This window comes from Streptomyces sp. NPDC050509 (genome assembly GCF_044457965.1).
In the GTDB taxonomy this organism is placed as follows: domain Bacteria; phylum Actinomycetota; class Actinomycetes; order Streptomycetales; family Streptomycetaceae; genus Streptomyces.
In genome coordinates this window covers 300078-326872 of the sequence record NZ_JBITHL010000007.1, presented here as the reverse complement: position 1 = coordinate 326872, position 26795 = coordinate 300078, and the positions used below count along the sequence as shown (strand labels likewise).

Genomic DNA, 26795 nt, shown 5'->3' with positions numbered 1-26795 from the left:
GACGGTCGTCTTCATCACGTTCGGACGATCACCACGCCATTGCCGCGTAGTCTGCTCCCGTCGGCACGCACACGGAAAGAGAGAGGACCGGAAAACATGAACGGTTCGGGAACGCCACCGGTGACGCCCGGTCTGCTGCCCCGGGAGACGACGCGGGACGTACGGGACGCGCGGCCCAGGGTCGCCGTCCTTCCCGTCGGCAGCTTCGAGCAACACGGCGCGTACCTCCCGCTGGTGACCGACACGGTCGTGGCCTGCGTCATCGCCCGCGAGATAGCCGCCGCGCACCCGGTCCACCTGCTCCCGCCGATCACGGTCTCCTGCTCGCACGAACACGCCGACTGGCCCGGGACCGTGAGCATTTCCGCCGCCACGCTCCACGCCGTCGTCCGGGACATCGCGGGATCGCTGCGCCGGTCCGGAATGAAATCCCTGATTCTGGTGAACGCGCACGGCGGAAATTACGTACTGCGCAACGTGGTTCAGGAATCCGCCGGCAGCGGAACGCGCATGGCGCTTTTCCCCGGCTCGGCCGACTGGGACGCGGCAAGGAGCAGGGCGGGGGTGGAGACCTCCTCGCACAGCGATATGCACGCGGGCGAAGTCGAGACATCCATCCTGCTGCACGCGCATCCCGAACTCGTACGGCCCGGTTATGAGACCGCTGATTGCGTCGCCGACGACCGGAGGCATCTCCTCACGCTCGGCCTGGCCGCCTATACGGAGTCCGGCGTCATAGGCCGGCCGTCGAGGGCGTCCGCCGGGAAGGGAAAGGAACTCCTGGCCGGACTGGTCGACTCCTTCGACGACTACCTCTCCCTTCTCACCCGCCAGGAGTCCCGATGACCGGCCGCCGCTCCACCGAACCGCCACCGCCGCGCACGGAGTTGGACACGGACGAGGCGTGGGAGCTGCTCCGTACGGTCAGGACCGGGGCGGACGCCGAGGCCGCCGGTCTCGTCAGGGACGCCGAGGGCCGGCCGCGCTGGAACCGGGACGCCTCGCCCGGGGCGCGGGAGCTGGCCGACCGCTATCTGCCGCTGTGCCTGGCCGGACCGCGCCTCACCTTCGCCCAGCTCGGCCAGAGCCTGGACGGCTTCATCGCGACCCGTACGGGAGACGCCGACTACGTCACCGGCGAGGAGGACCGCCGTCATCTCCACCGCCTGCGCGCGCTCGCCGACGCGGTGGTCGTCGGAGCCGGTACGGCCGTCGCGGACGACCCCCAGCTGACGGTGCGCGCCTGCACCGGGGCCCACCCCGTACGGGTCGTCCTCGACCCGCACCGCCGGGTACCGCCGCATCGCAAGGTGTTCACCGACGGGTCAGCCCCCACCCTGTGGGTGGTGAGCGCCGGCCGCGAGGGCGGGCACACCCCGGCGGACGGCGACCTCGGCGGCCACGACCTCGACGGGCACGGCTTCGACGGAGCCGGGGTGGAGGTGCTGACCCTTCCGGACAGTGCCGCGTTCGCCCCCGGCAACCTGGTGCGCGTGCTGGCGCGGCGCGGCCTGGGCCGGGTGCTGATCGAGGGCGGCGGCGTCACCGTCTCCCGCTTCCTGCACGAACGCGCCCTGCACCGGCTCTACGTCACGGTCGCGCCCGTCCTGCTCGGCGACGGCGTCCCCGGGCTCCGCTTCGCCGGTACGCCGGTGATGCGCGACGCCCTGCGCCCCCCGACCCGGCGCGCCGCCCTCGGCGAGGACACCCTCTTCGAGCTCGACCTGGGGACGCCGCACCCCGGCCCACCACTGGACGGCGAGCACCCCGAGTCCTGGCAGACTCGCGGCGAGCGAGAGCACCCCGTACACCACGGCGACGGTCAGCCCCTGGGCCGCGCCGAGACCGGCGGCCCCGAAGGCCCAGGCGGTGGCGCCCTCCCGGGGCCCCCAGCCGCCGACGTTCAGCGGTAGCGCCATCGCGAGCAGCGCCAGCACCATCAGGGGCAGCAGCTCGGCCGCGGGCGCCGTCACCCCCGCGGCCCGGGCGGCCAGCAGGAACGTGGCGAGGAACCCGGCCGGCACCACGACCGACGCCAGCACCACCCCCGGCCAGCTCCGCCGGGCGAGCAGCCCGAGCCGCACCTCGGCGAGCGCGGCCCGCACCGCACGGCGCCGCCGCGAGACGGCGGGCGCCGTGCGCAGCCGCCCGGCGGCCACGGCCACCAGGGCGGCGAGCGCGACCAGCACCGTCAGGGCGGCCGGCGTCCCGAGCGTGTCCAGCACGGCCCGGCGGGCCGCCGCCGGAGCCGCGGACGGCCACCAGACCAGCAGCGTCACCCCGAACGCGACCAGCACGACCTGGCCCGCGACCCGTTCCAGGACGACCGCGCGGACGCCCAGGCCGACATCGCCGGCGCTCCGCCCGTGCCGTACCGCACGGTGCACATCGCCGAGGACCCCGCCGGGCAGCGCCGCGTTCAGGAAAAGGGCGCGGTAGTAGTCCGCGACGGCGCCGCGCAGCGGCAGCCGGATCCCCAGACCGCGGGCGACCAGACACCAGCGCCAGGCGCTGAACACGGTGGTGACCAGGCCCAGTCCGACGGCGGCCAGCAGCGTGGGCCCGTCGATCCCGCGCACCCCGTCCAGCAGCGGACCGGTGCCGAGCTGCCACAGCAGCACCCCGAGGATGGCCACCCCGGCGACCATCCCGAGCCGCCCCCGCAGAGGCCCTGTGCTCCTCGGCGTGCGCGGGGGCCCGGTACCCCGCGCCGTCACGTGGCGCCGCCCGTCCGGGGCAGCGCCAGCAGATCACTGTGGTGCACGACCACCCGCAACACGCCCGCCTCGCACTGCTCCAGACGGCGCCGCAGATACTCCTCGGCGCGCGGCGCGAGATCCGGCCGCTGCTCACAGGCCGCGCCGACCCAGCCCCGTAGCCATTCGGCCGTGAGCGCCGACTCGGCGGCGCCGAGCCGCCACGGGCTGGCGTGCACCCGTACGGTCGCCCCGCACCGCGCGAAGGCCGCGGCGGCCACCGCGACGGCGTCGGGCCCCAGCATGCTCCGGCCGTGCTCGGCCCGCCGCTGGTGCGCGTTGAACGCCTCGGCCAGCTCCGCGTCGAGCGGATCGGCCGGGCTCAGCTCGACCCGCCCCACCACGGAGAGCGCCAGCAGCGCCGGGCAGCCCGCGCCGGCACAGGCGGCGGCGAGCGCGTCCACCTCCTCGCGGGTGAGCACGTCCAGCAGCGCGGAGGCCGTCACCAGCGAGGCGCCGGCCAGGCCGTCCGCCGTCAGCTCCGCGAGGTCGCGCCGCTCGGTGGCGACCGTGACCCGGCTGCCGTCGGCGGAGGTACGGGGCGTCCGCGCCGCGGCCAGCTCCAGCAGCTCGGGGTCGTGGTCGTGCAGGATCCAGCGCTGCGCTCCGGCCAGCTTGGGGGCGAGCCAGCGCCCCATGGAGCCGGTGCCGCACCCCAGATCGTGGATAACCAGGGCCCGTTCGCCGTTTCCGGCGGGCCCTGGCAGTCTGCCGCGCAGCGCGTCGAGGAGTTCCGTCGCACGGGCGGCGCCGTCCGGGCCCTCCCGCAGCTCCAGCCACGCGGGGGCGTAGCGGGTCGCTTCCGAACGCGGAGCTTCTGAGGTGGTCACGCGGCCCTCCCGGTTTCCTGACGGAGCTGTTCCAGCGCACCGGCCAGACTCCGTGATGTCGTTGCCCACCCGTCCAGGGCGGTACGCCGTCCCCGTGCGGCGGCCGTCAGCGTCCGCCGTGTGTCCGGCTCACCGAGCCAGCCGCGCAGCGCCGCCGTGAGCGCCGCCGGGTCGTCCGGCGTGACGAGAACGCCCGGTACGGTGCCGTCCGGCGCCCGCCCGACGGCCTCGGGGACCCCGCCCACCTCCGTCGCCAGGACGGGCACGCCCCGCGCCAGTGCCTCGGTCACCGCCATGCCGTACGTCTCGGCGTCCGAGGCGAGCACCAGCAGATCGGCGGCGGCGTACCGGCCGGCCAGCTCCTCGCCGTCCAGCGGGCCGGTCAGCCGCACCCGGTCGCCCAGTCCGTGCCGCTCGATCAGCTCCCGCAGCCCGGCGACATACCCCGGATCCTGGTCGAGCCCGCCCGCGCAGACACAGCTCCACGGCAGGTCACCGAGGGCCGCCAGGGCCTCCACCAGCCGGTGCTGTCCCTTGCGCGGGGAGACGGTGGCCACGCACAGCAGCCGCGAGCCGTCCCCCGATCCGGTCGCCAGGGGCGCGATGTCGGCGCCGGGCGTGGCGACATGGACCCGTTCCGGGGCCAGTCCGTGGTGGTGTACGAGCCGCCGCGCCGCCCAGTCGCTGGTGGCCACGACCACGGGCACCGCGCGCAGCGTCCGGCGCTCGCGGTCGTCGAGATCCGCCGCCTCGCCGGGCGTGAGCCCCGTCTCGTCGGCCAGCGGCAGATGCACCAGTACCGCCAGCCGCAGCCGCGCGGCCTCGGGGGCGATCACGCCGGGGACGCCGCAGGCGACGATCCCGTCGAGCAGGACGACCGCGCCGTCGGCGAACGCGGCCAGCAGCCGCGCCAGTTCGGTACGGGCCGCGTCCCCGGGCCGGGGCCAGGTGCCCGCCACGGTGTGTTCATGGACCCGCCAGCCCGCGCCGGGCAGCTCCCGGCAGACCCGGCGGTCGTACGTGTTGCCGCCGCTGGGCGCGGCCGGATCGTCGATGCCACCGGGCATGACGAGATGCACCGTACGCGCGGAACGCTCCCCGGACACCGGCGGGACGGCGTCGGGCGCGGTGGCATCGACGGTGGTGGCGACGGCCGCGGTGGCGTCGGCGGTGGTGGCGTCGGCACCCCTCACAGGGCGCGCTCGTAACTCGCCCACGCGACATGCGACTCGTGCAGGGTGACCTGGATGGCCGCCAGACCGCGGGCCCCCTCGCCGAGCGCCCCGGCGTGCACCCGCTCCGCGAGCCGGTCCGCGATGACCTGGGCCAGGACCTCGGTGGAGGTGTTGACCCCGGCCAGGGAGGGTTCCTCGTCGAGGTTGCGGTAGGTCAGCTCACCGACCACACCGCCCAGTTCCCGGGTGGCCAGGCCGATGTCGACCACGATGCTGTCGGCGTCCAGCTCGGCGCGGCGGAAGGTGGCGTCCACGAGGAACGTCGCTCCGTGCAGGCGCTGCGCGGGTCCGAAGACCTCGCCGCGCAGACTGTGGGCGATCATGATGTGGTCGCGGACGGTGATGCTGAACAACGGATGACCCTCCAGGTGCGGCACGTCTGGCCTCGGCCCCGGCACGCGAGGCCGGGGCATGGTGTGTAGTACGGCCGATCCGGCCGTCCTGTTCAGACGAGTTCAAGCCATGTCCACCCCCGCGTACCGGCCACCGCCACCCGCCAGGCCGCCCCACCGCCGCCGGCCGCGCGCGTCCGTCACACCAACGCGTCCGTCGCGTCCGTCACACCGGCACGCCGTCACACCGGCGCGTCCGGCCCGTACACCACGCGGTGGCAGAGCCCCGGCAGTTCCCCGGCGGCGATCTCCGGCAGTACCTGCGGCAGTTCCTCGAAGCCGCACTCGCCGGTGACCAGCGCGTCGAAGGCGGGCTCGGCCAGCAGCTCCAGGGAGAGCGCCAGCCGGTCGGCGAAGCTCCGCCGGGCGCTGCGCGCCGGGGACACCGTGCCGACCTGGCTGCCGCGCAGGGTCAGCCGCCGCGAGTGGAACGCCTCGCCCAGCGGCAGTGCGACCCGCCGGTCCCCGTACCAGCTCAGCTCCACCACGGTGCCCTCCGGGGCGAGCAGTTCCAGCGAGCGCGCGAGCCCCGCCTCGGTGGCGCTCGCGTGGACGACCAGGTCGCAGTCGCCCAGCGCGTCCCCGGGGAGCGCGAAGCCGGCCCCGAGCGCCTCGGCGATCGGGGCCCGCGCGGGCTCCGCGTCGACCAACTGGACGCGGACGCCCGGGTAGCGGGCCAGCAGCGCGGCCACGGAGCAGCCGATCATGCCGCCGCCGACCACCGCGACCCGGTCCCCGATCAGCGGCGCCGCGTCCCACAGGGCGTTCACCGCGGTCTCCACCGTCCCGGCCAGAATGGCCCGCCCGGCGGGCACGTCGTCCGGTACGGGGGTCACCGCGCTCGCCGGGACCACGTACCGCGTCTGGTGCGGGTAGAGGCAGAAGACCGTACGCCCCAGCAGCTCGGGCGGGCCCTCCTCGACCAGGCCCACGTTGAGATAGCCGTACTTGACGGGCCCGGGGAACTCACCGTCCTGGAACGGCGCCCGCATCGCGGTGTGCTGACTGCGCGGCACTCCGCCGCGGAAGACCAGGGTCTCCGTACCCCGGCTCACACCGGAGCAGAGCGTACGCACCAGGACGTCGCCGTCGCCGGGCTCCGGCAGGGTGACCTCCCGTATCTCGCCGTGGCCGGGTGAGCGGAGCCAGAAGGCGCGTGCGGCACGCTTCATCGGTGTCCTCCTGAACGCTGGGGTGACGGTTCACGTTCTTAGTTCACGAGGCCGCGCTCGGTACGCGGCGCCAATCGACTCTGTCACACGGCCGGAGGGTGCAACGGTGGCCCTGAACGACACGTACCACCTGAACAAGTACCGCCTGAACAACACGTACGACCTGAACGAGACCGGCGCCACCCGGCTGTTGCGACGCACGGGACTGCTCCGCCAGGAGACCGCCGTGGGCGCGGGCGCCCAACTCCTCCTGCTGGCCCTGATCGGCACGGTGACCGGGCTGGGGCCCGCGGGCTGGCTGGCGGGCCTGGCGTTCACGGCGGGCACCTGGGCCGTGCTCACCCGCGCGCTCTCCCGCACCTGGCCGGGCCCCTTCGGACCGGCCAACGGCGTCACGCTCGCACGGGCGACGCTCGTCGGCGCGGTGACCGCGCTGGTCGCGGACTCCTTCACGCACCGGGCCCCCGTCGCGCTCCTGGTCACGCTCACCACGGTGGCGCTGATCCTGGACGCCGTCGACGGCCAGGTCGCCCGGCGCACCGGCTCCGTCTCCTCTCTCGGAGCCCGCTTCGACATGGAGGTCGACGCCTTCCTGATCCTGGTGCTGAGCGTGTACGTCGCCCTGTCGCTGGGCACCTGGGTGCTGCTGATCGGCGCGATGCGGTACGTCTTCGTCGCGGCGGCCCGGGTCCTCCCGTGGCTGAACGGCGCGCTCCCGCCGAGCATGGCCCGCAAGACGGTGGCCGCGCTCCAGGGCATCGCCCTCCTGGTGGCGACCACCGGATTCCTCCCGCACCTGCCCGCGCTCGCCGTGGTCCTGCTCGCACTGGCGCTGCTGACCTGGTCCTTCACCCGTGACGTCGGCTGGCTGTGGCGCTCGGGCCGCGACCGGCGGACGACGGCGGCCACCCCGCCCGCCGTCGCGCCGCGCGCCCTGGTCGGCGCCGTACGGACCCCGCCGCCCGCACCGGGGGAGTAGCGACCGGGCGGCGGGCGCACAGGGTTCGCCGCCGTCAGTCGTCGTAGTGCAGGGTCCCGTCCTCGTCCATGGTCGGGTGCATCTTCGAGGGTTCGTCCACATCCCGGTCCGACGGGCGGGGCGGCTCCGGTCCGTCCGGGCCGGTACGCAGCAGCCGTTCGATACGGCAGACACGGAACACCACGTCGTCCACGCGCGCCTCGTCGGCCCGGCCGGCGGCCCGGAACCTCTCGGCGGCCCGCGCGTACGCGGCCTTCGTCGGGTCGTCGAACTGGTACAGGAGCGGCCAGGTTGTCGCCATCCCGTGGTACAGCAGCCGCCGTGCGTCGTGCGGCGTGGGCATGAAGGCGCCCCGGGGCCGCCACCCCCTCTCGTCCTGTTCGGTCACCCCGAAGCCCACGGGCAGCATCACGATCTCGGGATGCGTGGTGACCGCCCGCCGCGAATCCTCCCGTACATCGTCGGGGAAGCGCGCGCCGGAGTACGCGAACTCCCGCAGCCCCAGCCGCAGAGCCGCCGCCGAGGGGCCGGTGTCGCCGTACCCGGGATCCAGGACGAAGCCGGGGTCCGGTGACGCGATGGTGTCCGTGCCGGTCCAGGAGAGATCGGCCGGCTCCCGGTCCGTCGGCCGGGGCGGCTCCAGACCGTCCTGCCCGCTCCGGGCGAACTCGTCCCCCCGTACGACCCGGTAGCGCACCCCGAGTACCTCCAGCTCGTTCACCGGCTCCCGTTCGAGAACCGCGACCGCCGCCAGCAACTCCCGCCGCTCCGCGCGGTCGTCGGTGTCGTCCTTGGCCCGGAACCAGAGAAACGAGTGGAGCGCGTCCCGCGCCTGCTGGGGCGTCCCATCGGTCGCCTCCTGGATCAGCCGCCAGCGTCCGTCGGTCCGGGGATCCCGCGCGGCCACCCCGAAGACCGGCCCGCGCAGCGCGAGATACGGATAGCGCTGTGCCGCGTCGACGGCATCGGCCTCGGCCACCCATGCGGCGGGATCGTCGCGCTCCACCAGCCCCGTGTGGAGCCGGTCCAATTGTCGCTTCCAGTCATCAGCCATGCGCACATTGTGGTCGCCGGGGTGCCCGGATCGGTCCCGAACCCTTCACATCACCCGAACTGCGGGCGGAAGGCGATCGGTCCGTGCTCCGGGAGGAGCCGCACGTCGCGCTCCCGGCGCCGGAGGCCGTGCGTGATCCATTGACACTCGTTCCACTGTCTGCCAATACTCTCCACGCAGCGGTAGTGCTTACCACTGTGTGGAACTGCAAGGAGGCAGTATGCGAGCGTCGGTATTGGGCCTCGGCGAGGCCGGGTCGCTGTACTCGGCCGGACTGGTCGAGCGGGGCTGGACGGTGACGGGGTACGACCCGGCCGACAACGTCACCCCGGACGGGGTGAGGCGGGCGGGAACCCCGGAGGCCGCAGTGCGCGACGCCGACGTGGTGCTGAGCCTGGTCGGCGGCCGGGCCGCCGAGCCCGCTGCGCAATCGGTGGCCGCGTTCCTGGCGCGGGGGTCGGTCTACGCCGACATGAACACCACGGATCCCGCCGCCAAGCGCCGGATCGCCGCGTCGGTCGGCGATGACCGGTTCGCCGACGTGTCGGTCATCGGATCCGTACCGGAGTACGGCGCGGCCACCGCCGTGGTGATCAGTGGCGCCGGTTCGCCGCCGGCCGCGCGGCTCTTCGCCGCTCTGGGCGCGCGGGTGGAGGACATCGCCGGTGCGCCCGGGGACGCTTCCGCGCGCAAACTGCTGCGGAGTACGTTCATGAAGGGACTGGGCGCGCTGATCGTCGAGTCGTCGGCCGCGGGTCGCGCGGCGGGTGCCGAGGAATGGGTGCGTACGCAGATCGTGAACGAGCTCGCGGGCGGAGAGGCCGCCCTGGACCGGCTGTACGAGGGCACGCTGCGCCATGCGGCCCGGCGGGCCGGGGAGTCCGCGGCGGCGGCCGAACTGCTCGACTCCCTGGGCCGGCGCCCGGTCATGACCCGCGCCGCGGCCGAGGCCCACCAGGCCCTCGCCGACGCCGCGCTGATGCCGGACGAGGAGCTGCTCGCCGGGTTCTCGGGCCTCGCGGTGGCGAACATCGGCGACGCCCGGGACCGGATGGGCATGCTCGACGGAGGCATCCGCGCGCTGTGGAAGGGCGCCCGGCTGGTCGGCCGCGCCCGGACGGTGTGGGTGCGCAGCGGCGACAACCAGGCCCTCCACCGGGCGATCCGGATCTCCCGCCCCGGCGACGTCCTGGTCGTCAACGGCCAAGGGGACACCACCCGGGCGCTGCTCGGGGAGCTGATGGCCGAGCGCGCCAAGCGCCGCGGTGTGGTCGGGATCGTCGTGGACGGAGCCCTGCGCGACATCGGGGAGCTGGAGGCGATCGGGTTCGCGGCCTGGGCGCGGGCCGTCACGCCCGCGGGACCGTACAAGAACGGTCCCGGCCAGGTCGATGTGCCGGTCGCGGTCGGCGGGGTGGTCGTCCGTCCCGGTGACCTCGTGGTGGCCGACGATGACGGTGTGATCGTCGTACCGGCCGCCGAGGCGGCCGCCAGCCTGCTGGGCGGGCGCGCCGTGGCGACCGACGAGGCACGGCGCCGGGCCGCGATCCTCGCCGGGACCGCGTGATGGCCGGGGTGTGGGCGCTGCTCGCGTTCGTCGGCGTCATCGTCGTGTGGAACGCGGTGTTCAAGCGCAACATCGGCGAGGCGATGATCGTCGGCTTCCTGGCGGTCTGCGGCTTCGTCCTCGTCGCCGGCACCGAGCACGGCGGGTCGGGCCGGCAGGCGATCCGGGAAGCCGTCCTGGAGTCGATGCAGGAGGAGGTCACCTTCGCCGGTCTGGCCTTCGTGTTCATGTCCTACGTGCTGACCCGGACACCGGTTCTGGACAAGCTGATCGACCTGCTCAACTCCGTCCTCGGCCGGTTGCGCGGCGGGCCGGTCTACACCGCGACCGTGGCCGGCGGGATCTTCGGCGCCATCGCCCACGTCGGCGCCGCGGTCACCGCAGCCGTCGGATCGGTGACCGTCCCCTGGATGAAGCGGTCGGGCGTCAAGCCGGAGCTGGCGGCCACCGTGGTGGCCGGCGGAGCCGGGATGGGCGTCAGCTTCCCCTTCTCCGCGACGATGTTCATCCTGGTCGGCGGACTGGCCGCACAGGGGGTCATGCAGCCGGACGAGATCGTCCGCCCCCTGGCCCTGGCCGGCCTGTGGTGCCTGGGCTACCGGCTGGTGCTCGCGTACTTCCTGGTCCGCCGCAACGGCATCGCCCCCATCGCCCCGGAGGACCGGGTCCCGTTCGGACTCAGCCTGCGCAACGGCTGGACGTCCCTGCTGCTCTTCCTCCCGATCCTCGTACCGCTGCTGCTCACCCGGGGCCCGCTCGCCGGCGCGCTGGGCGACCACTCCGGGGTCGGCGACGTACTGAAGAAGCCCGTCGAACTCGCCGACGGCACACTGCTCGCGGCCCAGCCGTACACCATGCCCGACGTGATCAGCCTGATCACCTGGATACCGGTCCTGATGATCGCCCTGGTGCTCTTCCTGGGGCGCAGGCACCTGCCCCGCACCGCCGCGGGCTGGTGGCGGACGATCGGCGGGGCCGCGCCCTCGTTCGGTGTCATCGGCGTCACGATCGTGGCCGCCTTCTCCGCCTCCAACCTCCTCGGCGACCTGGGCCTGGCCAGTCAGCTCCAGACCGTCCTGGCGGGACTCGACGCACCGGGCTGGATCATGGCCATCGCCATCGGGGTGATCATCGTGGCCATCGCCATCCCGCTCACCGCCAGCGCCACGATGGCCGCGGTCGGACCGGTCGCGGTCGTGGCCCTCGCCAACGCCGGGATCCCGGCCCCGGTCGCGGCGGCGGCCGTCCTGATCTTCGCCTCCACCGAGGGGGCCTCCCCGCCGTCGGGCGCGCCGATCTACGTGGCCGCGGGCATCGCCCGCGTCGACCCGGTGAAGACCTTCCTCCCCCTGCTGAAGTACTACTGTCTGCCGATTCTCGGCATGGGAGTCCTCATCGCCGTCGGCGCTCTCCCCGTCTGACCCTCCCCGAACCGCAAACACCTCACGTACCGCACGCACCTCATGTACCGCAAGCGCCTCATGTACCGCAAGCACCGCTCGCACCACAAGCACCAAGGAGCACTGATGAGTTCGACGATGAACTCGCCGGCCCCCGCACCGGCCCCGGCCCGCACGACGCACCTGACGACCTTCCTGTTCGCCGTCGCCGTGGTGTTCTTCCTCCTCGCCGGTGCGGCGATCGTCCTCGGCCAGATCGTGACACTCGCCGCCGGCGACGCCACCGCCGCCCGGAGCTGGGCCACCGAACTGGCCCCCTACGCCTTCGGCGGCGCGTCCGTCGCCGGACTGCTCTCCTTCGCCCTCTCCTACCGCCACCGCGGCGACGGCCACGGGGAGCCGGACGGGGACGGGGAGCGAGACCGTGACTGAACCCGACGGCCGGGACGTGCCCGCGTACGCCGCGCTGCGCGCGCACGTCCCGCCCGGCTCCAGTTGGGGGGTCTTCGCGCGGGATCCCGAGCGCGGGACCGCCAACTTCGCGGGCGCCGCACAGGTCAGGGACGCCGCCTCGGCCGTCGACCGGGGCGCGGTGTTCAGCCTCGACCACGCCCTGGACGCCTTCGACCCGCCGATGGCGCGGGCCCGCTCGGCGCCACGCCACGAACTGCTCGCCGCCCACGCAGAGGCCCGCGACGACGTCCTGCGTGACTTCTACCCCCAGGCCACCTCCCAGCTCGACGGCCTGCGCCACCGCCGCGCCTCCGGCCACGGCTTCTACAACGGCGTCCCCGACGGGGACATCCGCGCCGGGCACCCGGCGCTCGGGATCCAGCGGTGGGCCGAGAACCCCATCGTGGGCCGAGGCGTACTGGTGGACGTCGAACGTCAACTGGCCGCCGAGGGAACACCCCCCGACCACCGCGCGGGACCGGCCCTGGACATCGGCGTCCTCGACCGCGCCCTGGACGCCCAGGGCGCCACGGTCCGACCCGGTGACCTCGTGCTCGTACACACCGGCTGGGCACGCTGGTTCCTCGACGCCGGCCCCGGACCGCGCGCCGAGGTCCGCGACGCCCGCCGGGCCACCGGCTTCCGGCAGAGCCTCGATCTCCCCCGCTGGCTCTGGGACCACCGGGTCGCCCTGTTCGCCACGGACACCTTCGCGGTCGAGGTGCTGCCCGTCGTCGCGGACAGCCCGTTCCACGACAGCGCGCCCGAGGACGCCGGGATGATGCACCAGGAGCTGATCGCCAAACTGGGCGTCCCGCTCGGCGAGCTGTGGAACCTCACCGCCCTGGCCGAGGACAGCCGCCGAACCGGCCGCTGGGACGCCCTCGTCGTGGTCAAACCCCTGCATCTCGTCGGTGGCGTCGGATCGCCGCCGAACGCCACGGCGATCCGCTGACTGTCGATCCGCCGCCCGTGTGACGGGAGCGGGCGGCTCCCGGAACGCGGGCACCTTCACCACTGTGTGGGAAGATGCGGAAAAGCCGCGGACAAGAGGAGGCGTCCCCCCGCCCATGGAGCCGGCCAGGACCCCAGCGACCAGCATGCGCTCTCTCGAACGGGCCATCGACGTCCTCGAAGTGCTCGACACGAGCCACCACGCCCTGCGGCTGAGCGACATCGCGCGCCGGGCGGGACTTCCCGTCGCCACCACCCAGCGCATCCTCACCGTGCTGGAGGCGCGCGGCCGGGTTGAGCGCGACGCCACCGGCTACCGCCCCGGGGTCGGTCTGATCTTCGGGGCGCACGCCTATCTGACGAGCAGCCCGCTGCTCGTCGCCGCCCGTCCCGTCCTCCAGGACCTCGCCGCCGAGACCGGTCTGACCGCGTCGCTGTTCAAACGCATCGGCTGGGTACGGGTGGTGCTCGCCCGCGTCGACGGCGCCCGCCCGCTCCGCTACGAACTGCCCATCGGTGAAAGGCTGCCGCTGCACCTCGGCGCGGGCAAGGCCCTCGCCGCCGGCATGGACGCCGACGAACTCGGCCGGTTCCTCGACCAGCTCACCGACCCCGCCGCCGCGGACGCCGCCCCGTTCGACCGCGACGGCTTCCTCTCCGACCTCAAGCGGATCCGCGACCTCGGCTACTCCCAGGCACGCGGCGAACGCGAACCCGGCATGGCCTCCGTCGCCGCCCCCGTCCCCGACCCTGAACCGGGCAGCCCGGCGACGGCCGCGGTCCAGGTCTCCGGCAACCAGGAGGACATCCCGGCCGAACGCGTCGAACAACTCGGCATCGAGGTGCGCCGCGCAGCCTTCGCCATCGGCCGCCGCGCGTTCTGACGCGTACGGACGGGCCGTGGGCGGACGGGCCGTGGGCGGCCCCGCACACAGAAGAACTCCCAGCCCGGACGAGTCCGTGCTGGGAGTTCTGTGAAGCCGACCAGGGTATTTCCGTGAAATACCCTGAGTGTCCGAGGGGGGACTTGAACCCCCACGCCCGATAAAGGGCACTAGCACCTCAAGCTAGCGCGTCTGCCATTCCGCCACCCGGACAAGGTGTCTGCCGGGAGGCCCTGGGCCGTTCCGACGTGGAAAACCATAGCAAACATTCGACGGTGCCCGATCACGCCCCGATCCGTGTGACGGGCGTGTGACGGGCCGGGTCCGCCCTTGGGTGAGGGGGCCCGGCGCGGGAGGATGGGGAGGACCACCAGCGAGAACCACCAGCGACGACCGTGGGAGTGAGCAGCGTGAGCGAGCCGAACGCGGGCAGGACCGTATCGGGCGAGGACGAGGTCGTCGACCTCTGCCGGGATCTGATCCGGATCGACACCAGCAACTACGGGGACCACTCGGGCCCCGGGGAGCGGGCCGCCGCGGAGTACGTCGCGGAGAAGCTCGCCGAGGTGGGGCTCGAACCGAAGATCATCGAGTCCCACCCGGGCCGTGCCTCCACCGTGGCCAGGATCGAGGGCGAGGACCCGTCGCGGCCCGCCCTGCTCATCCACGGTCACACCGACGTCGTGCCGGCCAACGCCGAGGACTGGACGTACGACCCGTTCGGGGGCGAGATCGCGGACGGCTGCGTGTGGGGCCGGGGCGCCGTCGATATGAAGGACATGGACGCGATGACCCTCGCGGTCGTACGCGACCGCATGCGCAGCGGACGCAAGCCCCCGCGCGACATCGTGCTGGCCTTCCTCGCCGACGAGGAGGCGGGCGGCACGTACGGCGCGCGCCACCTCGTCGACCACCATCCCGGTCTCTTCGAGGGCGTCACGGAGGCGATCAGCGAGGTCGGCGGCTTCTCCTTCACCGTCAACGAGAACCTGCGCCTCTACCTCGTCGAGACGGCCCAGAAGGGCATGCACTGGATGCGGCTGACCGTGGACGGCACCGCGGGCCACGGTTCGATGACCAACAACGACAACGCGATCACCGAGCTGTGCGAGGCCGTGGGCCGGCTCGGCCGCCACCAGTGGCCGGTACGGGTGACCAAGACCGTACGGTCCTTCCTGGACGAGCTGTCCGACGCGCTCGGCACCCCGCTCGACCCGGAGGACATGGAGGCCACGCTCGCCAAGCTCGGCGGCATCGCGAAGATGATCGGCGCCACCCTGCGCAACTCCGCGGCCCCCACCATGCTCGGCGCCGGCTACAAGGTGAACGTCATCCCCGGCCAGGCGACCGCCCATGTCGACGGCCGGTTCCTGCCGGGGTACGAGGAGGAGTTCCTCGCGGACCTCGACCGGATCCTCGGCCCGCGCGTGCGGCGCGAGGACGTGCACGGCGACAAGGCGCTGGAGACCAGCTTCGACGGGAACCTGGTGGACGCCATGCAGAGCGCGCTCTCGGCGGAGGACCCGATCGCGCGGGCCGTGCCGTACATGCTCTCCGGTGGTACCGACGCCAAGTCCTTCGACGACCTCGGGATCCGCGGCTTCGGCTTCGCCCCGCTCAAGCTGCCGCCGGAGCTGGACTTCGCCGGGATGTTCCACGGGGTGGACGAGCGGGTACCGGTGGATGGTCTGACATTCGGTGTGCGGGTACTCGACCGGTTCATCGACCAGAGCTGACTGGCCGAGCGGAAAATCGTCCGCGTGTGCGCCATCGACTGAGAAGAGTGAATGCGCTCATAGGCTCGTAGCCTCATTACTTCCCCTTCGTTACAGGTGTGCGGTCCGCGGCTGGGACCGCGTTTGCCAACAAGGAGGAATAATGATCAAGAAGGTCGTTGCTGCTGCGGCAGTCACTGGTGGTCTGGTGCTCGCGGGTGCGGGCATGGCCGTCGCCGACGCGGGCGCGCAGGGTGCCGCCATCGGTTCCCCCGGTGTGCTCTCGGGCAACGTGGTGCAGGTTCCGCTCCACGTTCCGGTGAACGTGTGCGGTAACACGGTCGACGTGATCGGGCTGCTGAACCCCGCCTTCGGCAACGTGTGCGTCAACAAGTGACGTTGTATCTCTCACCCGTGAGGGTCTGAGCCCGAGCGGCCCCGGAGCGCGTGCCATGCGCTCCGGGGCCGCTGGGCATCCTGCCCCGGCACCGATGCCCAGGGCAGTCCCGCAAGGCAGAAGGCAGGGATCGAAGCTATGAGACAGGTCACGCGCAAGGGCCTGATCACCGTGGTGGCGGCGGGCGGAGTGCTCGCGCTCGGCGGTGGCTACGCACAGGCGGACGCGGGGGCGGGCGGCGCGGCCGTCGGTTCCCCGGGCGTGCTGTCGGGGAACAACGTGCAGGTTCCGGTGCATGTGCCGGTCAACGTGTGCGGCAACACCGTGGATGTCGTCGGGGTGCTCAACCCGGCCTTCGGCAACAAGTGCGGCAACTTCTCGGGCAAGCCGTCCGGCGGCCACGGCAGTGGACACGGCGGCGGGTACGGGGACGACGGCGGCTACGGCGGGGGCGCGCACGCGGGCGGGGGCTCGCACACCGGCGGATCGCACCCCGGAGCCACCCACACCGAGCCGTCCGGCGGCTCCCACGCGGGAGGCGGCGCGATCGACTCCCCCGGAGTCGGCTCCGGCAACTCCGTCGAGGTACCGATCGATGTCCCCGTGAACGTGTGCGGGAACAGCGTCGACCTGATCGGGCTGCTCAACCCGACCTTCGGCAACAACTGCGCCAACGGCTCGGTTCCCACCCGCCCCGGCCCGGAGCACCCCGAGAAGCCGGTCACTCCGGTCACCCCGGGTACGCCGGTCACCCCGGGTACGCCGGGCCCTCCCACCGAGGAACGGGCGATCCCCCCGGCCCCGAGCACCCCTGAGACGCAGCCGGTCTCCCGGACCACCGAGCAGACCGAGGGCACCGAGGTCCTCGCCTCGACCGGAGCCGGCGGGCTCGGGATCGCGATCCCGGCGGGCGCCGGACTGCTGCTCGCGGGCACGATCCTGTACCGCCGCGCCCGTTCCGCGGCCTAGGCACGCGGCAGGCCCGTAGGGCCCGTACCCACGCGTACGGGCGGGACCGGGCAGGCCGGGGCGGGCCTCGCAGCAGCGGGGCCCGCTCCGTCATGTTCACCAGGTGGCGCGCACCTGACGAATGATGCGCCGGCGCAGCCGCACCCTGCGGCTGCCGTCCCGGTGCAGGCTCAGGCGGTCCAGTTCCCAGTGCCCGTACTCGGCATGATCGGTGAGCAGACGGGCCGCATCCTTGCGGGAGACCCCGCGCGGCACGTACACGTCGACAAATTCGTATTCCGGCATCGCATCTATTGTGCGGGCAGAGGCCTGGTACGGATAGCGTCTGCACTATGTCTGATGCTGCGCAGCCCACCGCTGCCGAGGTACGCGCCGCCGCCGAGGCGGTGAAGGTAGCCCTGGACCGCCACCTCGCGGCGGTCGAACATCGCACGGGTGAGGACGACCCGGCCGTCTCCGAAGCGTTCAACGCCCTCGCCGTCGCGGCCGAGGTCTACGACGAGCGGCTCTACAACCGGTACGACGAGGTCACCCCGTTCGAGATCCCGGACCCGGACGATTCCCTGCCCCCGTACAACGGTCCCGAGGAGCCGAACGCCCTCAGCGTGCTGATCCGGCGCGACTACGCGGTGGTGGAGCCGCAGCGGCTGCTCGCACAGGCACAGCGCATCGCCGACGTCGAGGGTGACACCGACACCGGAGGGGTCGTGGGCGGCAGTGTGCACGCGGCGCTCGGTGTGCTCTTCGGCGAGTACGAACCGGACGAGATCGCCTCCCGGCACAAGGAGTTCGGCCTGGAGGAGGGCGACTCCACCCTCTGGGTCTCGGCCACGGACGACCTCCCGGAACCGGGGGAGTGGCTCTCCGCCCCCTTCGACCAGGCCGACCCCCAGCAGGTGGTCTGCCGCTTCGACGTCAGCGCGGTCTTCGACGAGGACGATCTGGACGCGGACCTGGACGACCTGGAGGAACAGGACGCCTGACCCACCGGCCCCGCCGCCGCCCCGCACGGGGCGGCGGCGGACGCCCCGGGTGTCAGCTCGGCTGTGCCGCCGGGGCCAGGAGCGTTTCCAACTGGCCGCGCAGCCGGGTGGTGCGGTCCTGGGAGGGGATGTCCGACACCGCCTTCGGGAGAGCCTGGTCGACCCCGTGGACCACGGAGAGATGACGGTCCCCGCGGCTGAAGGCCGTGTAGACCCAGGGGCGGCTCAGGCCCTGCGCGGCGTCGCCGGGAAGGACCACGACCGCGGCGGGCCAGCGCATCCCCGCCGCCTGGTGCGCGGTGAGCGCCCAGCCGTGGCGTACGGCGTGCTCCACCCGGTCCTTGGGCACGACGACCGCCGCGCCCCCGCACTCCAGCCGCAGCCCCTCGGCGTCGGCGGAGACCACCGCGCCCTGGAGCGTTCTGCCGGGGGAGGGGACGTACGCGACCCGGTCCCCCGGGTCGAAGCCGCCGAACCGGCCGGGGCCGGGGTTGAGTCGCTGCTTGAGCGCCGCGTTCAGCGCGCGGGTGCCGGCCGAGCCGCCGTGGCCCACCGTGATCACCTGCGTCTGCCCGGCCTCCGTACCGAAGGCGCGCGGCACGGACTCGGCGACGAGCTGGACCGTACGGTGCACCGCCTCGCCCGCGTCCCGCACGGGAACGATCACGACCTCCTTGCCGGGCGCCGCCACCTGGTTCAGCTCGCCGATGCCGATCCCCGAGACCAACTCCCCGATCGGGCCCGGGTCGGGCGTACGGGAGCTGATCCGCGGGCACACCCCGGCCGCCAGCAGATCGGCGAAGACCCGGCCCGCGCCCGCCGACCAGAGCACCCCCGGATCGCCGCTGAGCACCAGCCGTCCGCCGTCCGCCAGCGACTCCACCAGCACCGCGGCCGTCTCCACGTCGAGCTGCGGCGCGTCCAGGACCACCAGGAGATCGAGCGCGAACAGGCCGTCCGCGTCCCGCCCCGGGCCCTGCGCGCCGGTGAGCAGCCCGGCGACCGTGACCGCCTCCACGTCGGGCGCCAGCCGGTCGCGGCCGTTCTCGCTGTGGACCGCGACGACCGCGCGCACCCCGAGCGCGCGGGCCGCCACGGCCAGTGCGACCGGCTCGGCGCGCGCCGCCTCCCCGCCCGAGTGCAGGACGAGCCCGTGCCCCGCCACCGCGCGGATCAGCTCGGCCGCCGAGGGCGACGGGGCGCCCGCCGCGGCCTCCTCCCAGGAGGCGTCCTGCCCGGTCCTCGCCAGCCGCGCGAGGCCGTCGGCGAGACTGTCCTCCGCCAGCGCGTACCGGTCGAGCCCCAGCAGCACCGGGACCGGCTCGGCGGCCGGCTCCCCGCCCGCGTCGGCCTCGTCGGGTTCGTCGGGGTCGCTCCCCGCCGGCTCCTCGGCCTCCAGGGACTCGTCCGCGTCCTCCTCCGGGAACCTCAGCACCACGGAGTCCTCCACCGCGTGCCGTACGGCCCCGTCCGGGTCGGGCACGGAGTGACCGGCCAGCGCGCTCCGTACCGCCGACGCCTCCAGCGCGGTGTGCCCCTGGAGGGCGGCGCGCTCCAGCAGCCAGCTCACCAGGGCGGCGGCCCTGCGCTCGTCACCGGGGCCGCAGGCGGCCCCCAGGAGCGCCCGCGCGAACCCGTCGGCCTGCTCGGGCCGCACCCCGGGCACGGCGAGCAACTGCCAGGGGTTCTCCCGCAGCAGCTCCGGGGCCTGCTCCCCGAGCGCCTCGGCGACCTGGCCCGCCAGCGCCTCGGGCGCGCCGCCCTCCGTGAGCACCGCCCGCACGGCGGACACGGTCCCGGGAGCCGCGGCGCGCGGCTCCTGAGCCTGCGACTCCATCCGTGGCGGCTGTGGCTGCGGCTGTGCCGGGGTCCGGAGGCGGTCAGGGGCGGCGGCGGGCGCCGCCGTACGGAGCAGCGCCGGATCGACCGGCTCGCCGCTCTCCATGGCCCGTACGGCCGCGAGCAGGTCGGCGGCCTGCCCGCTCAGCTTCGCCCCGGCGGCGATGGGCCCGGCCTTCTCCGCCTTCCGCTGCTCGATCCGCTCCCGCAGCTCCCGCTGCGCGGCCAGCTCGGCCTGTGCCTCGGAGACCGCGGCGGCTTCGGCGGCCTCGGCGGCGGAGGCCTCGGCGGCGTCCGCCTTGGGTGCGTCGGCCTCGGTCGCGGAGTCGGCGGCGGCACCCGTATCGGTCGCGGCGGCCTCGCCGTCCGACTCCGTACCGCTCTCGGCGGCAGCGGCGTCGGCCATGGGCCCGGCCTCCTCGGCGGGGTCGCGGTCCGTACTCACAGCGTGCTCCAGTCCTGGTCGGGATAGCGGTGCACGGGCGCCGACACATCGTCGAGCGCCTGGCAGATCTCGTCAGGAAGACTAAGGCTCTCCACTGACAGAGCGGCCGTGAGCTGCTGCGCGTTGCGCGCGCCGATGATCGGCGCCACCACGCCCGGCCGGTCCCTGACCCACGCCAGCGCCACTTCCAGTGTCGTCGTCGCGAGCCCTTCCGCGGCTGTCGCGACCGCGTCCACGATCCGGCCCGCCGCCTCGTCGAGATAGGGCTCGACGAACGGCGCCATCTGCTCGGACGCGCCCCGCGAATCGCTCGGCGTGCTGTGCCGGTACTTGCCCGTGAGCACCCCGCGGCCGAGCGGCGACGACGGCAGCAGCCCCACGCCCAGATCGACCGCGGCGGGCAGCACCTCGCGCTCCACCCCGCGCTGGAGCAGCGAGTACTCCATCTGGGTGCTGGCCAGCCGGGTCCGTATCCCGGGTGAGGCGAGCTGCCAGGTGGCGGCCTTGGCGAGCTGCCAGCCGCAGTAGTTCGACACCCCCGCGTACCGCGCGCGGCCCGTGCTGACCGCGATGTCCAGCGCGTGCAGGGTCTCCTCCAGCGGGGTGTCGCTGTCGAAGGCGTGTATCTGCCAGAGATCCACGTAGTCCGTGCCGAGCCGCTCCAGCGACTCGTCCAGCGCGGCGAGCAGATGCCCGCGCGACCCGTCGAAGCGGCGGTACGGATCGGGCACGCTGCCGGCCTTCGTCGCGATGATCAGATCCCGGCGCGGGACCAGCCGCTCGACGAGCTGGCCCAGCAGATATTCGGCCTCCCCGCCGCCGTACACGTCCGCCGTGTCGACCAGCGTTCCGCCCGCCTCCCAGAAGACCTTCAACTGATCGGCGGCGTCATGCTCGTCGGTGTCCCGGCCCCAGGTCAGGGTGCCGAGCCCGATCCGGGACACACGCAGGCCGGTACGGCCGAGATGCCTCTGCTCCATGCGGCTTGAGATTACTGGCCATGGCCCCACGCGGAGAGAGCCTGTGGACAAGCCGCCCCCTGACGGATCCCCGTGTCGCGCGCTAGAGTCCCCGGAACAGGGACGTTACTCATCGGTAATCGCTGGTCGGTCGCCGCCCGTCGTGCACCGGCGACGGACGCGCCGACCGGCCACCGGCCACCGGTGATCGCAATCGGCAAAGGAGTGGTTATGCGGCTCGGCATCAACCTCGGCTACTGGGGCGCGGGGATGGACAGCGACAACCTCGCGGTCGCGCAGGAGGCAGACCGGCTCGGCTACGACGTCTGCTGGGCCGCCGAGGCGTACGGCTCCGACGCCCCGACCGTACTGAGCTGGGTCGCCGCGCAGACGGAGTCCATCGACGTCGGCTCCGCCATCCTCCAGATCCCCGCGCGGCAGCCCGCGATGACCGCCATGACAGCGGCCACCCTCGACTCCCTCTCCGGCGGCCGGTTCCGGCTCGGCCTCGGCGTCTCGGGACCGCAGGTCTCCGAGGGCTGGTACGGCGTGAAGTTCGACAAGCCCCTCGCCCGCACCCGCGAGTACGTCGAGATCGTCCGCAAGGCCATGACCCGCGAACGGCTCGCCTACGAGGGCGAGCACTGGACGCTGCCCCTGCCCGGCGGCCCCGGCAAGCCCCTCAAGCTGACCGTGCACCCGGAGCGCGAGCACATCCCGCTCTACATCGCCGCGATCGGCCCCAGGAACCTGGAACAGACCGGTGAGATCGCCGACGGAGCGCTGCTGATCTTCCCCTCCGCCGAGCACCTGGAGGACACGGCGATCCGCCCGCTCCGGGCGGGCCGCGAGAAGGCGGGCCTCACCATGGACGGTTTCGACGTCTGCCCCACCGTGCCGATCGCCGTCGGCGACGACGTCAACGCCCTGGCCGACGTCTTCCGCCCCTACACGGCCCTCTACGTGGGCGGCATGGGCAGCCGCAAGCAGAACTTCTACAACCAGCTCGCGCGGCGCATGGGGTACGAGAAGGAGGCCACCGAGATCCAGGACAAGTACCTCTCCGGCGACAAGGACGGCGCGGCGGCGGCCGTACCGCACGAGCTGATCGACTCGACCACGCTGCTCGGCCCCGTCGAGCGGATCGCCGACCGGATGAGCGCCTACGCCGCCGCGGGCGTCACCACGCTGACCCTCTCCCCGGCCGGCTTCACCCTCGACGAGCGGATCACGGCGCTGCGCGTCGGCACCCAGGCCCTGGAGCGCGCCGGTCTCGTCTCGTAGGCCGGACGAGAGGCCGCGGGGCGAAGTCCGCGGCCGTGGTGGGGGCTCGGAGGTCTTCCCCGCCACGGCCGTCGCCTACTACAACGCGGCCACGCGCGCCCGGTTACGCGACGGGCGCGCCGTCACGCTCCTTCTTCCGGCTCAGCCTTTCGGCTCAGCGGGGTGCCGCTGCTGTTGCCGCACTTCGCGCGCGCCCGTTGACTCGTTTGGGCGGACGCCTGCAAGGAGGTGGCAGTGATGCTCTCGGCCCGAAGCCTGTTCCAGGAGATCCTGGACGACGATCGTTCCTTCCGGCTGTTCTGCTCCATCGCGGCCAGCGGCGAGGCCCAGGGCGGCTGGGAGAACGGCCGGATCGCGGCCCTGGTGCCCGAGTCCCTGCGGTACCTCGCCCCGAAGATCACCCGCCACGGCGCCGACGAGGACAAGCACGGCCGGATCTTCCACGCCCTCCTGAAGAAGCGCGGTCTCGAACCGGCCGAGGTCCCGCCCGAGGCCGACTACACCATGCTGCTGGAGGGGCGCGGGATCGGACTCACCCATACGAAGCTGCGCCGTGACGAGACGCTGACCGAGGACGACATCCTCGTGTACCTCGCCCACAGCCGGGTCACCGAACAGCGGGCCGCCGACCAGATGGAGATGCTGGTCAGGTACTTCGGTGACCACCCCGAGGTCGGCAAGGCCGTCAGGATGATCCGCGCCGACGAGGACAACCATCTCGCCTACTGCCACGAGGAACTGCTCTGGCTGGCCCGGCGGGGCCACGGCCGCGCCATCCAGCGCGCCCTGCGGGAGTGCGCCCTCGCGGAGATTCAGGTCTACCGCGAGGTGAGTCTCGCGGTGATGGACCGGATGGGCCGGCTGCTCGGCTGGCCGGCGCCGAAGGCCGCACTGCTCGCCGTCGGCATCCACGCCGTGTACGGGTACGAACGGCTCGTCGGCTGGCGCCGGATGGCCGGCCTCACGATGCCGGAGCGCCGCGACCCGCTGGGCGGCCCCGTGACGCCCGCACCGGCCTTCTGAGCGGCTTACGGGACCGTGGGCGGCCCCGGACACGGTCAGGCCCCCGGACATGGTCAGGGGCGCGGACATGGTCAGGGGCGCGGGCGCCCGCGCCCCTGACCGGTCAGAGCCAGCCGCGCCGCTTGAACTGCCGGTGCAGTCCGACGACCGCCACCGCCATCAGGGCGATCACCGTCGGGTACGCCCACACGTACTTCAGCTCCGGCATGTGCTTGAAGTTCATGCCGTAGATGCCCGCGACCATCGTCGGTACGGCGGCCATGGCGGCCCACGCCGAGATCTTCCGCATGTCGTCGTTCTGCCGTACGCCCATCTGCGCCAGATGCGCGGAGAGGATGTCGGTCAGCAGCCGGTCCAACCCCTCCACCTGCTCGTTCACATGCAGCAGATGGTCGTTGACGTCCCGGAAGAACGGCTGCGCGTGCTCGTGGACGAACGGCACGCCCGCGCCCGCCAGCCGCGCCACGGGGGCCGCCAGCGGTCCGGTGGCCCGGCGGAACTCCAGTACCTGCCGCTTGAAGTTGTAGATCCGCGCCGCGGTCGGCGCCGAGGAGCCCGAGTCCGGGGCGAAGACCTCCGCCTCCAGTTCCTCCAGGTCCAACTGGAGTTCGTCGGCGACCTCCACGTAGTGGTCGACGATCGCGTCGCTCACCGCGTACAGCACGGCGGTGGGGCCGTGCTTGAGGACCTCGGGTTCGGCTTCGAGCCGTCTGCGTACGGCCGCCAGCGGGGCGCCCTCGCCGTGCCGCACCGTCACCACGAAGGAGTCGCCTATGAAGACCATCAGCTCACCGGTGGTGACGGTGTCGCCCTCCGGCTCGTACACCACCGGCTTGAGCACCACGAAGAGGGAGTCGTCGTAGACCTCCAGCTTGGGACGCTGGTGTGCGTGGAGCGCGTCCTCCACCGCCAGGGGGTGCAGCCCGAACTCGCTGCTCACCATGGCGAACTCCTTCTCCGTCGCCTCGTGCAGCCCGAGCCAGAGGAACGCGTCCCCTTCGGCGCGCGCCTCGTCGAGGGCGTCGGAGAAGTCGGCGGGCCCGTCGGTGCGGCGTCCGCCGCGGTAGATGGCGCAGTCCACGATCACGGCGGGCATTCTTCCCTTTTCTGACGACGGCCGCATCCCCTCGGCCCTCGGGCGGCCCGGTGCGCTGTCGTACCGACCGCCTACCCTTGCGGACATGGCCACGTTGATCCTCGTACGTCATGGACGGTCCACCGCCAACACCGCGGGGCTGCTCGCCGGCTGGACGCCCGGCATCGCCCTGGACGAGCGGGGCGCCGAGCAGGCCGCCGCGCTGCCCGGGCGGCTCGGGGGCATCCCGCTCGCCGCCGTCGTCAGCAGCCCGCTGCAACGGTGCCGGGAGACCCTTCAGCCGCTGCTGGACGCCCGTCCCGGGCTCGCGGTACGGACCGACGACCGGATCGGCGAGTGCCACTACGGCGACTGGTCGGGGCGCAAGCTGGCCGAGCTGGCCGACGAGCCGCTGATGACGGTCGTGCAGCAGCACCCCTCCGCCGCCGTGTTCCCCGGCGGTGAGTCGATGGCCGCGATGCAGGCGCGCGCCGTCGAGGCGGTCCGGGAGTGGAACGCGCGGATCGACGAGGAGCACGGCGAGGACGCCGTCTTTCTGATGTGCTCGCACGGGGACATCATCAAGGCGCTCGTGGCGGACGCCCTCGGGATGCATCTCGACCTTTTTCAGCGGATCCATGTGGATCCGTGCTCGCTGACCGCCGTCCGTTACACCCGGTTGCGCCCGTTTGTGCTGCGCCTCGGCGACACCGGCGATCTCGCCGGACTGGCGCCGCGCGGGAGCGCGAGCGGCGGCGACGGCGTGGTGGGGGGCGGCGCGGGAGCACCGTGATCGCTCCGCGCAGTAGGGTGGACGGGCCGTCCGAGCGATCCGGGCGGCCCTTCCGGACCTCCGGTCCGCCCCATGCCGTTCCCCCATTGCCTTTTCCGACGATTTCCAAGGGAGACAGGACGTGTCCCGTCAGGTGTTCCTCTACGACCCACCGGACCGTTTCGTGGCCGGTACGGTCGGGCTGCCTGGGCGCCGTACGTTCTTCCTCCAGGCGTCCGGCGCGGGGCGCGTGACCAGCGTCGCCCTGGAGAAGACGCAGGTGGCCGCACTCGCCGAGCGGATCGACGAACTGCTGGACGAGGTGGTCCGCCGCACCGGCGGCAACGCCCCCGTACCGGCCATGGCGCCCTCGGAGATCAGCGACTCCGCCCCGCTCGACGCCCCCGTGGAGGAGGAGTTCCGGGTCGGCACAATGGCGCTGGCCTGGGACGGCGACGAGCAGCGCATGATCGTCGAGGCGCAGGCGCTCGTCGAGCTGGACGCCGACACCGACGAGGATCTGGCCGAGGCCGAGGAGCGGCTGCTCCAGGACGAGGAGAACGGCCCGCCGATGCTCCGGGTCCGGCTCTCCGGCGCCCAGGCCAGGGCCTTCGCCAAGCGCGCCCTGGACGTGGTCAACGCGGGCCGGCCGCCGTGTCCGCTGTGCAGCCTGCCGCTCGACCCGGAAGGACACGTATGCCCGCGCCAGAACGGATACCGGCGGGACGCGTGAGCGCGCCCCCGGCCGGTCCGGCCGCCCCGGCGAAGGCCGACCAGGGTCCGGACGGACAGGCGCCGGACGGACACGGTCCGTCCGACAAGGACCTGATCGCCCACGGGGAACTGACCGTACGCGGCCGGATCCGCGAGGCGTCCAACGCCGTGCTGTACTGCTCCGTCTCGCACGAGGGGCGTACGGCCCACTGCGTCTACAAGCCCGTCGCGGGGGAGCAGCCCCTGTGGGACTTCCCCGACGGGACGCTCGCGCAGCGCGAGGTGGCCGCGTACGAGGTCTCCGAGGTGACCGGGTGGGGGCTCGTCCCACCGACGGTCCTGCGCGAAGGGCCGTACGGCGAGGGCATGTGCCAGCTCTGGATCGAGCCGGCCGAGGACGACGGCGGCGAGGGCGAGGCACCGCCGCTGCTGGCCCTCGTCGAGGACGACGAGCCCGGCGACGGCTGGAAGGCCGTCGGGTCCGCCGAGGTGGGCGAGGGCAGGACCGCCCTGCTGGTGCACGCCGACGACGCACGGCTGCGGCGCCTCGCCGTGCTCGACGCGGTGATCAACAACGGTGACCGCAAGGGCGGCCATCTGCTGCCCGCGCCCGGCGGACGGCTCTACGCCATCGACCACGGCGTCACCTTCAACGTGGACGACAAGCTGCGCACCCTGCTGTGGGGCTGGGCCGGTGAGCCCCTGACCGAGGAGGCGCTGGACGTGCTCGCCCGGCTGGCGGACGCCCTCGCGGACGGCGCGCCCCTCGCCACCCGGCTGGCCGAACTCATCACCCCGGCCGAGACCGACGCCGTACGGTCCAGAATCCGTGAGCTGCGCCACACAGGCCGTCACCCCGAGCCGTCGGGTCAGTGGCCCGCGATCCCCTGGCCGCCCGTGTGACACCGGGGACGGCGCCCCGGGACGGCCCGCGCCCCTCTCCG

The 26795-nt window shown here is 73.3% G+C and carries 26 protein-coding genes, 1 tRNA gene and 1 pseudogene; 17 read left to right on the top strand and 11 right to left on the bottom strand.

Annotated features, from left to right (window positions below; translation table 11 throughout):
- The first annotated feature begins 96 nt into the window (after positions 1–96).
- Both ACIBJC_RS21855 and ACIBJC_RS21850 read left to right on the top strand, forming a co-directional pair.
- Positions 97–846: a creatininase family protein gene (locus ACIBJC_RS21855; RefSeq protein WP_399294875.1), complete on the top strand. Its 750-nt coding sequence runs from the start codon at positions 97–99 to the stop codon at positions 844–846.
- Complete coding sequence (locus ACIBJC_RS21850; RefSeq protein WP_399295177.1) at positions 843–1913, top strand: RibD family protein; 1071 nt, start codon at positions 843–845, stop codon at positions 1911–1913. Before ACIBJC_RS21855 ends, ACIBJC_RS21850 begins: the two co-directional genes overlap by 4 nt.
- On the opposite strand, the pseudogene ACIBJC_RS21845 reads toward ACIBJC_RS21850, so the two are convergent.
- The 5 genes and pseudogenes from ACIBJC_RS21845 to ACIBJC_RS21825 all read right to left on the bottom strand — a co-directional run.
- A pseudogene (locus tag ACIBJC_RS21845) lies at positions 1839–2648 on the bottom strand (lysylphosphatidylglycerol synthase transmembrane domain-containing protein); the annotation flags it as partial. The gene ACIBJC_RS21850 and the pseudogene ACIBJC_RS21845 sit on opposite strands and share 75 nt — an antisense overlap.
- Before the next feature lie 65 nt (positions 2649–2713).
- Positions 2714–3655 (bottom strand): methyltransferase domain-containing protein, encoded by a 942-nt coding sequence (locus ACIBJC_RS21840; RefSeq protein WP_399294873.1) that lies wholly within the window; start codon positions 3653–3655, stop codon positions 2714–2716.
- Entirely contained in the window at positions 3583–4779 is a 1197-nt protein-coding gene (locus ACIBJC_RS21835; protein WP_399294871.1) for a glycosyltransferase family 4 protein, read from the bottom strand. The genes ACIBJC_RS21840 and ACIBJC_RS21835 overlap by 73 nt, the downstream gene beginning before the upstream one ends.
- Positions 4776–5174, bottom strand: a complete 399-nt coding sequence (locus ACIBJC_RS21830) for a 6-pyruvoyl trahydropterin synthase family protein (RefSeq protein WP_399294869.1) — start codon at positions 5172–5174, stop codon at positions 4776–4778. Before ACIBJC_RS21830 ends, ACIBJC_RS21835 begins: the two co-directional genes overlap by 4 nt.
- Positions 5175–5395: 221 nt before the next feature.
- Positions 5396–6385, bottom strand: a complete 990-nt coding sequence (locus ACIBJC_RS21825; protein ID WP_399294867.1) for a zinc-binding alcohol dehydrogenase — start codon at positions 6383–6385, stop codon at positions 5396–5398.
- Positions 6386–6530: 145 nt separating this feature from the next.
- Here ACIBJC_RS21825 and ACIBJC_RS21820 point away from each other — a divergent pair, with 145 nt between their 5' ends.
- Positions 6531–7364: a CDP-alcohol phosphatidyltransferase family protein gene (locus ACIBJC_RS21820; protein ID WP_399295175.1), complete on the top strand. Its 834-nt coding sequence runs from the start codon at positions 6531–6533 to the stop codon at positions 7362–7364.
- A 34-nt stretch (positions 7365–7398) separates the two neighbouring features.
- On the opposite strand, the gene ACIBJC_RS21815 is transcribed toward ACIBJC_RS21820, so the two are convergent.
- Positions 7399–8418, bottom strand: coding sequence for a DUF5954 family protein (locus tag ACIBJC_RS21815; RefSeq protein ID WP_399294865.1), 1020 nt, complete (start codon positions 8416–8418; stop codon positions 7399–7401).
- A gap of 220 nt (positions 8419–8638) precedes the next feature.
- On the opposite strand from ACIBJC_RS21815, the gene ACIBJC_RS21810 reads away from it, so the two are divergent.
- The 5 genes from ACIBJC_RS21810 to ACIBJC_RS21790 all read left to right on the top strand — a co-directional run bounded on the left by ACIBJC_RS21810 (position 8639) and on the right by ACIBJC_RS21790 (position 13676).
- Positions 8639–9985 (top strand): NAD(P)-binding domain-containing protein, encoded by a 1347-nt coding sequence (locus tag ACIBJC_RS21810; protein WP_399294863.1) that lies wholly within the window; start codon positions 8639–8641, stop codon positions 9983–9985.
- Positions 9985–11406 carry a TRAP transporter large permease subunit gene (locus ACIBJC_RS21805; RefSeq protein WP_399294861.1) on the top strand — a complete coding sequence of 474 codons (1422 nt, stop codon included), beginning with the start codon at positions 9985–9987 and terminating at the stop codon, positions 11404–11406. Before ACIBJC_RS21810 ends, ACIBJC_RS21805 begins: the two co-directional genes overlap by 1 nt.
- A 105-nt stretch (positions 11407–11511) precedes the next feature.
- Positions 11512–11817 (top strand): hypothetical protein, encoded by a 306-nt coding sequence (locus tag ACIBJC_RS21800; protein WP_399294859.1) that lies wholly within the window; start codon positions 11512–11514, stop codon positions 11815–11817.
- Complete coding sequence (locus tag ACIBJC_RS21795) at positions 11810–12793, top strand: cyclase family protein (RefSeq protein ID WP_399294857.1); 984 nt, start codon at positions 11810–11812, stop codon at positions 12791–12793. Before ACIBJC_RS21800 ends, ACIBJC_RS21795 begins: the two co-directional genes overlap by 8 nt.
- A gap of 145 nt (positions 12794–12938) precedes the next feature.
- The gene (locus tag ACIBJC_RS21790; protein WP_399294855.1) at positions 12939–13676 is read left to right on the top strand and encodes an IclR family transcriptional regulator; all 738 of its coding nucleotides are present in this window, start codon (positions 12939–12941) and stop codon (positions 13674–13676) included.
- 128 nt (positions 13677–13804) lie between these two features.
- Here ACIBJC_RS21790 and ACIBJC_RS21785 read toward each other — a convergent pair.
- A tRNA-Leu gene (locus tag ACIBJC_RS21785) sits at positions 13805–13889 on the bottom strand.
- Between the two features lie 197 nt (positions 13890–14086).
- Between ACIBJC_RS21785 and ACIBJC_RS21780 the strand changes: the two genes are divergently transcribed.
- The 3 genes from ACIBJC_RS21780 to ACIBJC_RS21770 all read left to right on the top strand — a co-directional run bounded on the left by ACIBJC_RS21780 (position 14087) and on the right by ACIBJC_RS21770 (position 16757).
- Positions 14087–15412: a M20/M25/M40 family metallo-hydrolase gene (locus ACIBJC_RS21780; protein ID WP_399294853.1), complete on the top strand. Its 1326-nt coding sequence runs from the start codon at positions 14087–14089 to the stop codon at positions 15410–15412.
- Positions 15413–15554: 142 nt separating this feature from the next.
- Positions 15555–15788 (top strand): chaplin ChpH, encoded by a 234-nt coding sequence (gene chpH / locus ACIBJC_RS21775; RefSeq protein ID WP_399294851.1) that lies wholly within the window; start codon positions 15555–15557, stop codon positions 15786–15788.
- Positions 15789–15926: 138 nt separating this feature from the next.
- Positions 15927–16757: a chaplin gene (locus tag ACIBJC_RS21770; RefSeq protein WP_399294849.1), complete on the top strand. Its 831-nt coding sequence runs from the start codon at positions 15927–15929 to the stop codon at positions 16755–16757.
- Between the two features lie 96 nt (positions 16758–16853).
- Here the strand turns inward: ACIBJC_RS21770 and ACIBJC_RS21765 are convergent, their stop codons facing one another.
- A complete protein-coding gene (locus tag ACIBJC_RS21765; protein ID WP_114625034.1) occupies positions 16854–17042 on the bottom strand; it encodes a DUF5703 family protein in 189 nt (62 codons plus the stop codon).
- 47 nt (positions 17043–17089) lie between these two features.
- Here ACIBJC_RS21765 and ACIBJC_RS21760 point away from each other — a divergent pair, with 47 nt between their 5' ends.
- On the top strand, positions 17090–17740 hold the full coding sequence (locus ACIBJC_RS21760) for a hypothetical protein (RefSeq protein ID WP_399294847.1): 651 nt from the start codon (positions 17090–17092) through the stop codon (positions 17738–17740).
- Between the two features lie 52 nt (positions 17741–17792).
- On the opposite strand, the gene ACIBJC_RS21755 is transcribed toward ACIBJC_RS21760, so the two are convergent.
- Both ACIBJC_RS21755 and ACIBJC_RS21750 read right to left on the bottom strand, forming a co-directional pair.
- Positions 17793–19985, bottom strand: a complete 2193-nt coding sequence (locus ACIBJC_RS21755; RefSeq protein WP_399295173.1) for a helix-hairpin-helix domain-containing protein — start codon at positions 19983–19985, stop codon at positions 17793–17795.
- Positions 19986–20020: 35 nt separating this feature from the next.
- A complete protein-coding gene (locus ACIBJC_RS21750) occupies positions 20021–21004 on the bottom strand; it encodes an aldo/keto reductase (RefSeq protein ID WP_329824510.1) in 984 nt (327 codons plus the stop codon).
- A gap of 210 nt (positions 21005–21214) precedes the next feature.
- Here ACIBJC_RS21750 and ACIBJC_RS21745 point away from each other — a divergent pair, with 210 nt between their 5' ends.
- Both ACIBJC_RS21745 and ACIBJC_RS21740 read left to right on the top strand, forming a co-directional pair.
- Complete coding sequence (locus tag ACIBJC_RS21745) at positions 21215–22267, top strand: LLM class F420-dependent oxidoreductase (RefSeq protein ID WP_399294844.1); 1053 nt, start codon at positions 21215–21217, stop codon at positions 22265–22267.
- 237 nt (positions 22268–22504) lie between these two features.
- On the top strand, positions 22505–23290 hold the full coding sequence (locus tag ACIBJC_RS21740) for a ferritin-like domain-containing protein (RefSeq protein WP_399294842.1): 786 nt from the start codon (positions 22505–22507) through the stop codon (positions 23288–23290).
- Positions 23291–23393: 103 nt separating this feature from the next.
- Here the strand turns inward: ACIBJC_RS21740 and corA are convergent, their stop codons facing one another.
- Positions 23394–24386 (bottom strand): magnesium/cobalt transporter CorA, encoded by a 993-nt coding sequence (gene corA / locus ACIBJC_RS21735; protein ID WP_399294840.1) that lies wholly within the window; start codon positions 24384–24386, stop codon positions 23394–23396.
- An 85-nt stretch (positions 24387–24471) separates the two neighbouring features.
- Here corA and ACIBJC_RS21730 point away from each other — a divergent pair, with 85 nt between their 5' ends.
- The 3 genes from ACIBJC_RS21730 (at position 24472) to ACIBJC_RS21720 (ending at position 26754) form a co-directional block, all read left to right on the top strand.
- Positions 24472–25158, top strand: a complete 687-nt coding sequence (locus tag ACIBJC_RS21730; RefSeq protein WP_329824506.1) for a histidine phosphatase family protein — start codon at positions 24472–24474, stop codon at positions 25156–25158.
- A gap of 121 nt (positions 25159–25279) precedes the next feature.
- Entirely contained in the window at positions 25280–25870 is a 591-nt protein-coding gene (locus ACIBJC_RS21725) for a DUF3090 domain-containing protein (protein WP_329824505.1), read from the top strand.
- Positions 25834–26754, top strand: coding sequence for an SCO1664 family protein (locus ACIBJC_RS21720; protein WP_399294837.1), 921 nt, complete (start codon positions 25834–25836; stop codon positions 26752–26754). Before ACIBJC_RS21725 ends, ACIBJC_RS21720 begins: the two co-directional genes overlap by 37 nt.
- The last annotated feature ends 41 nt before the right edge of the window (positions 26755–26795 follow it).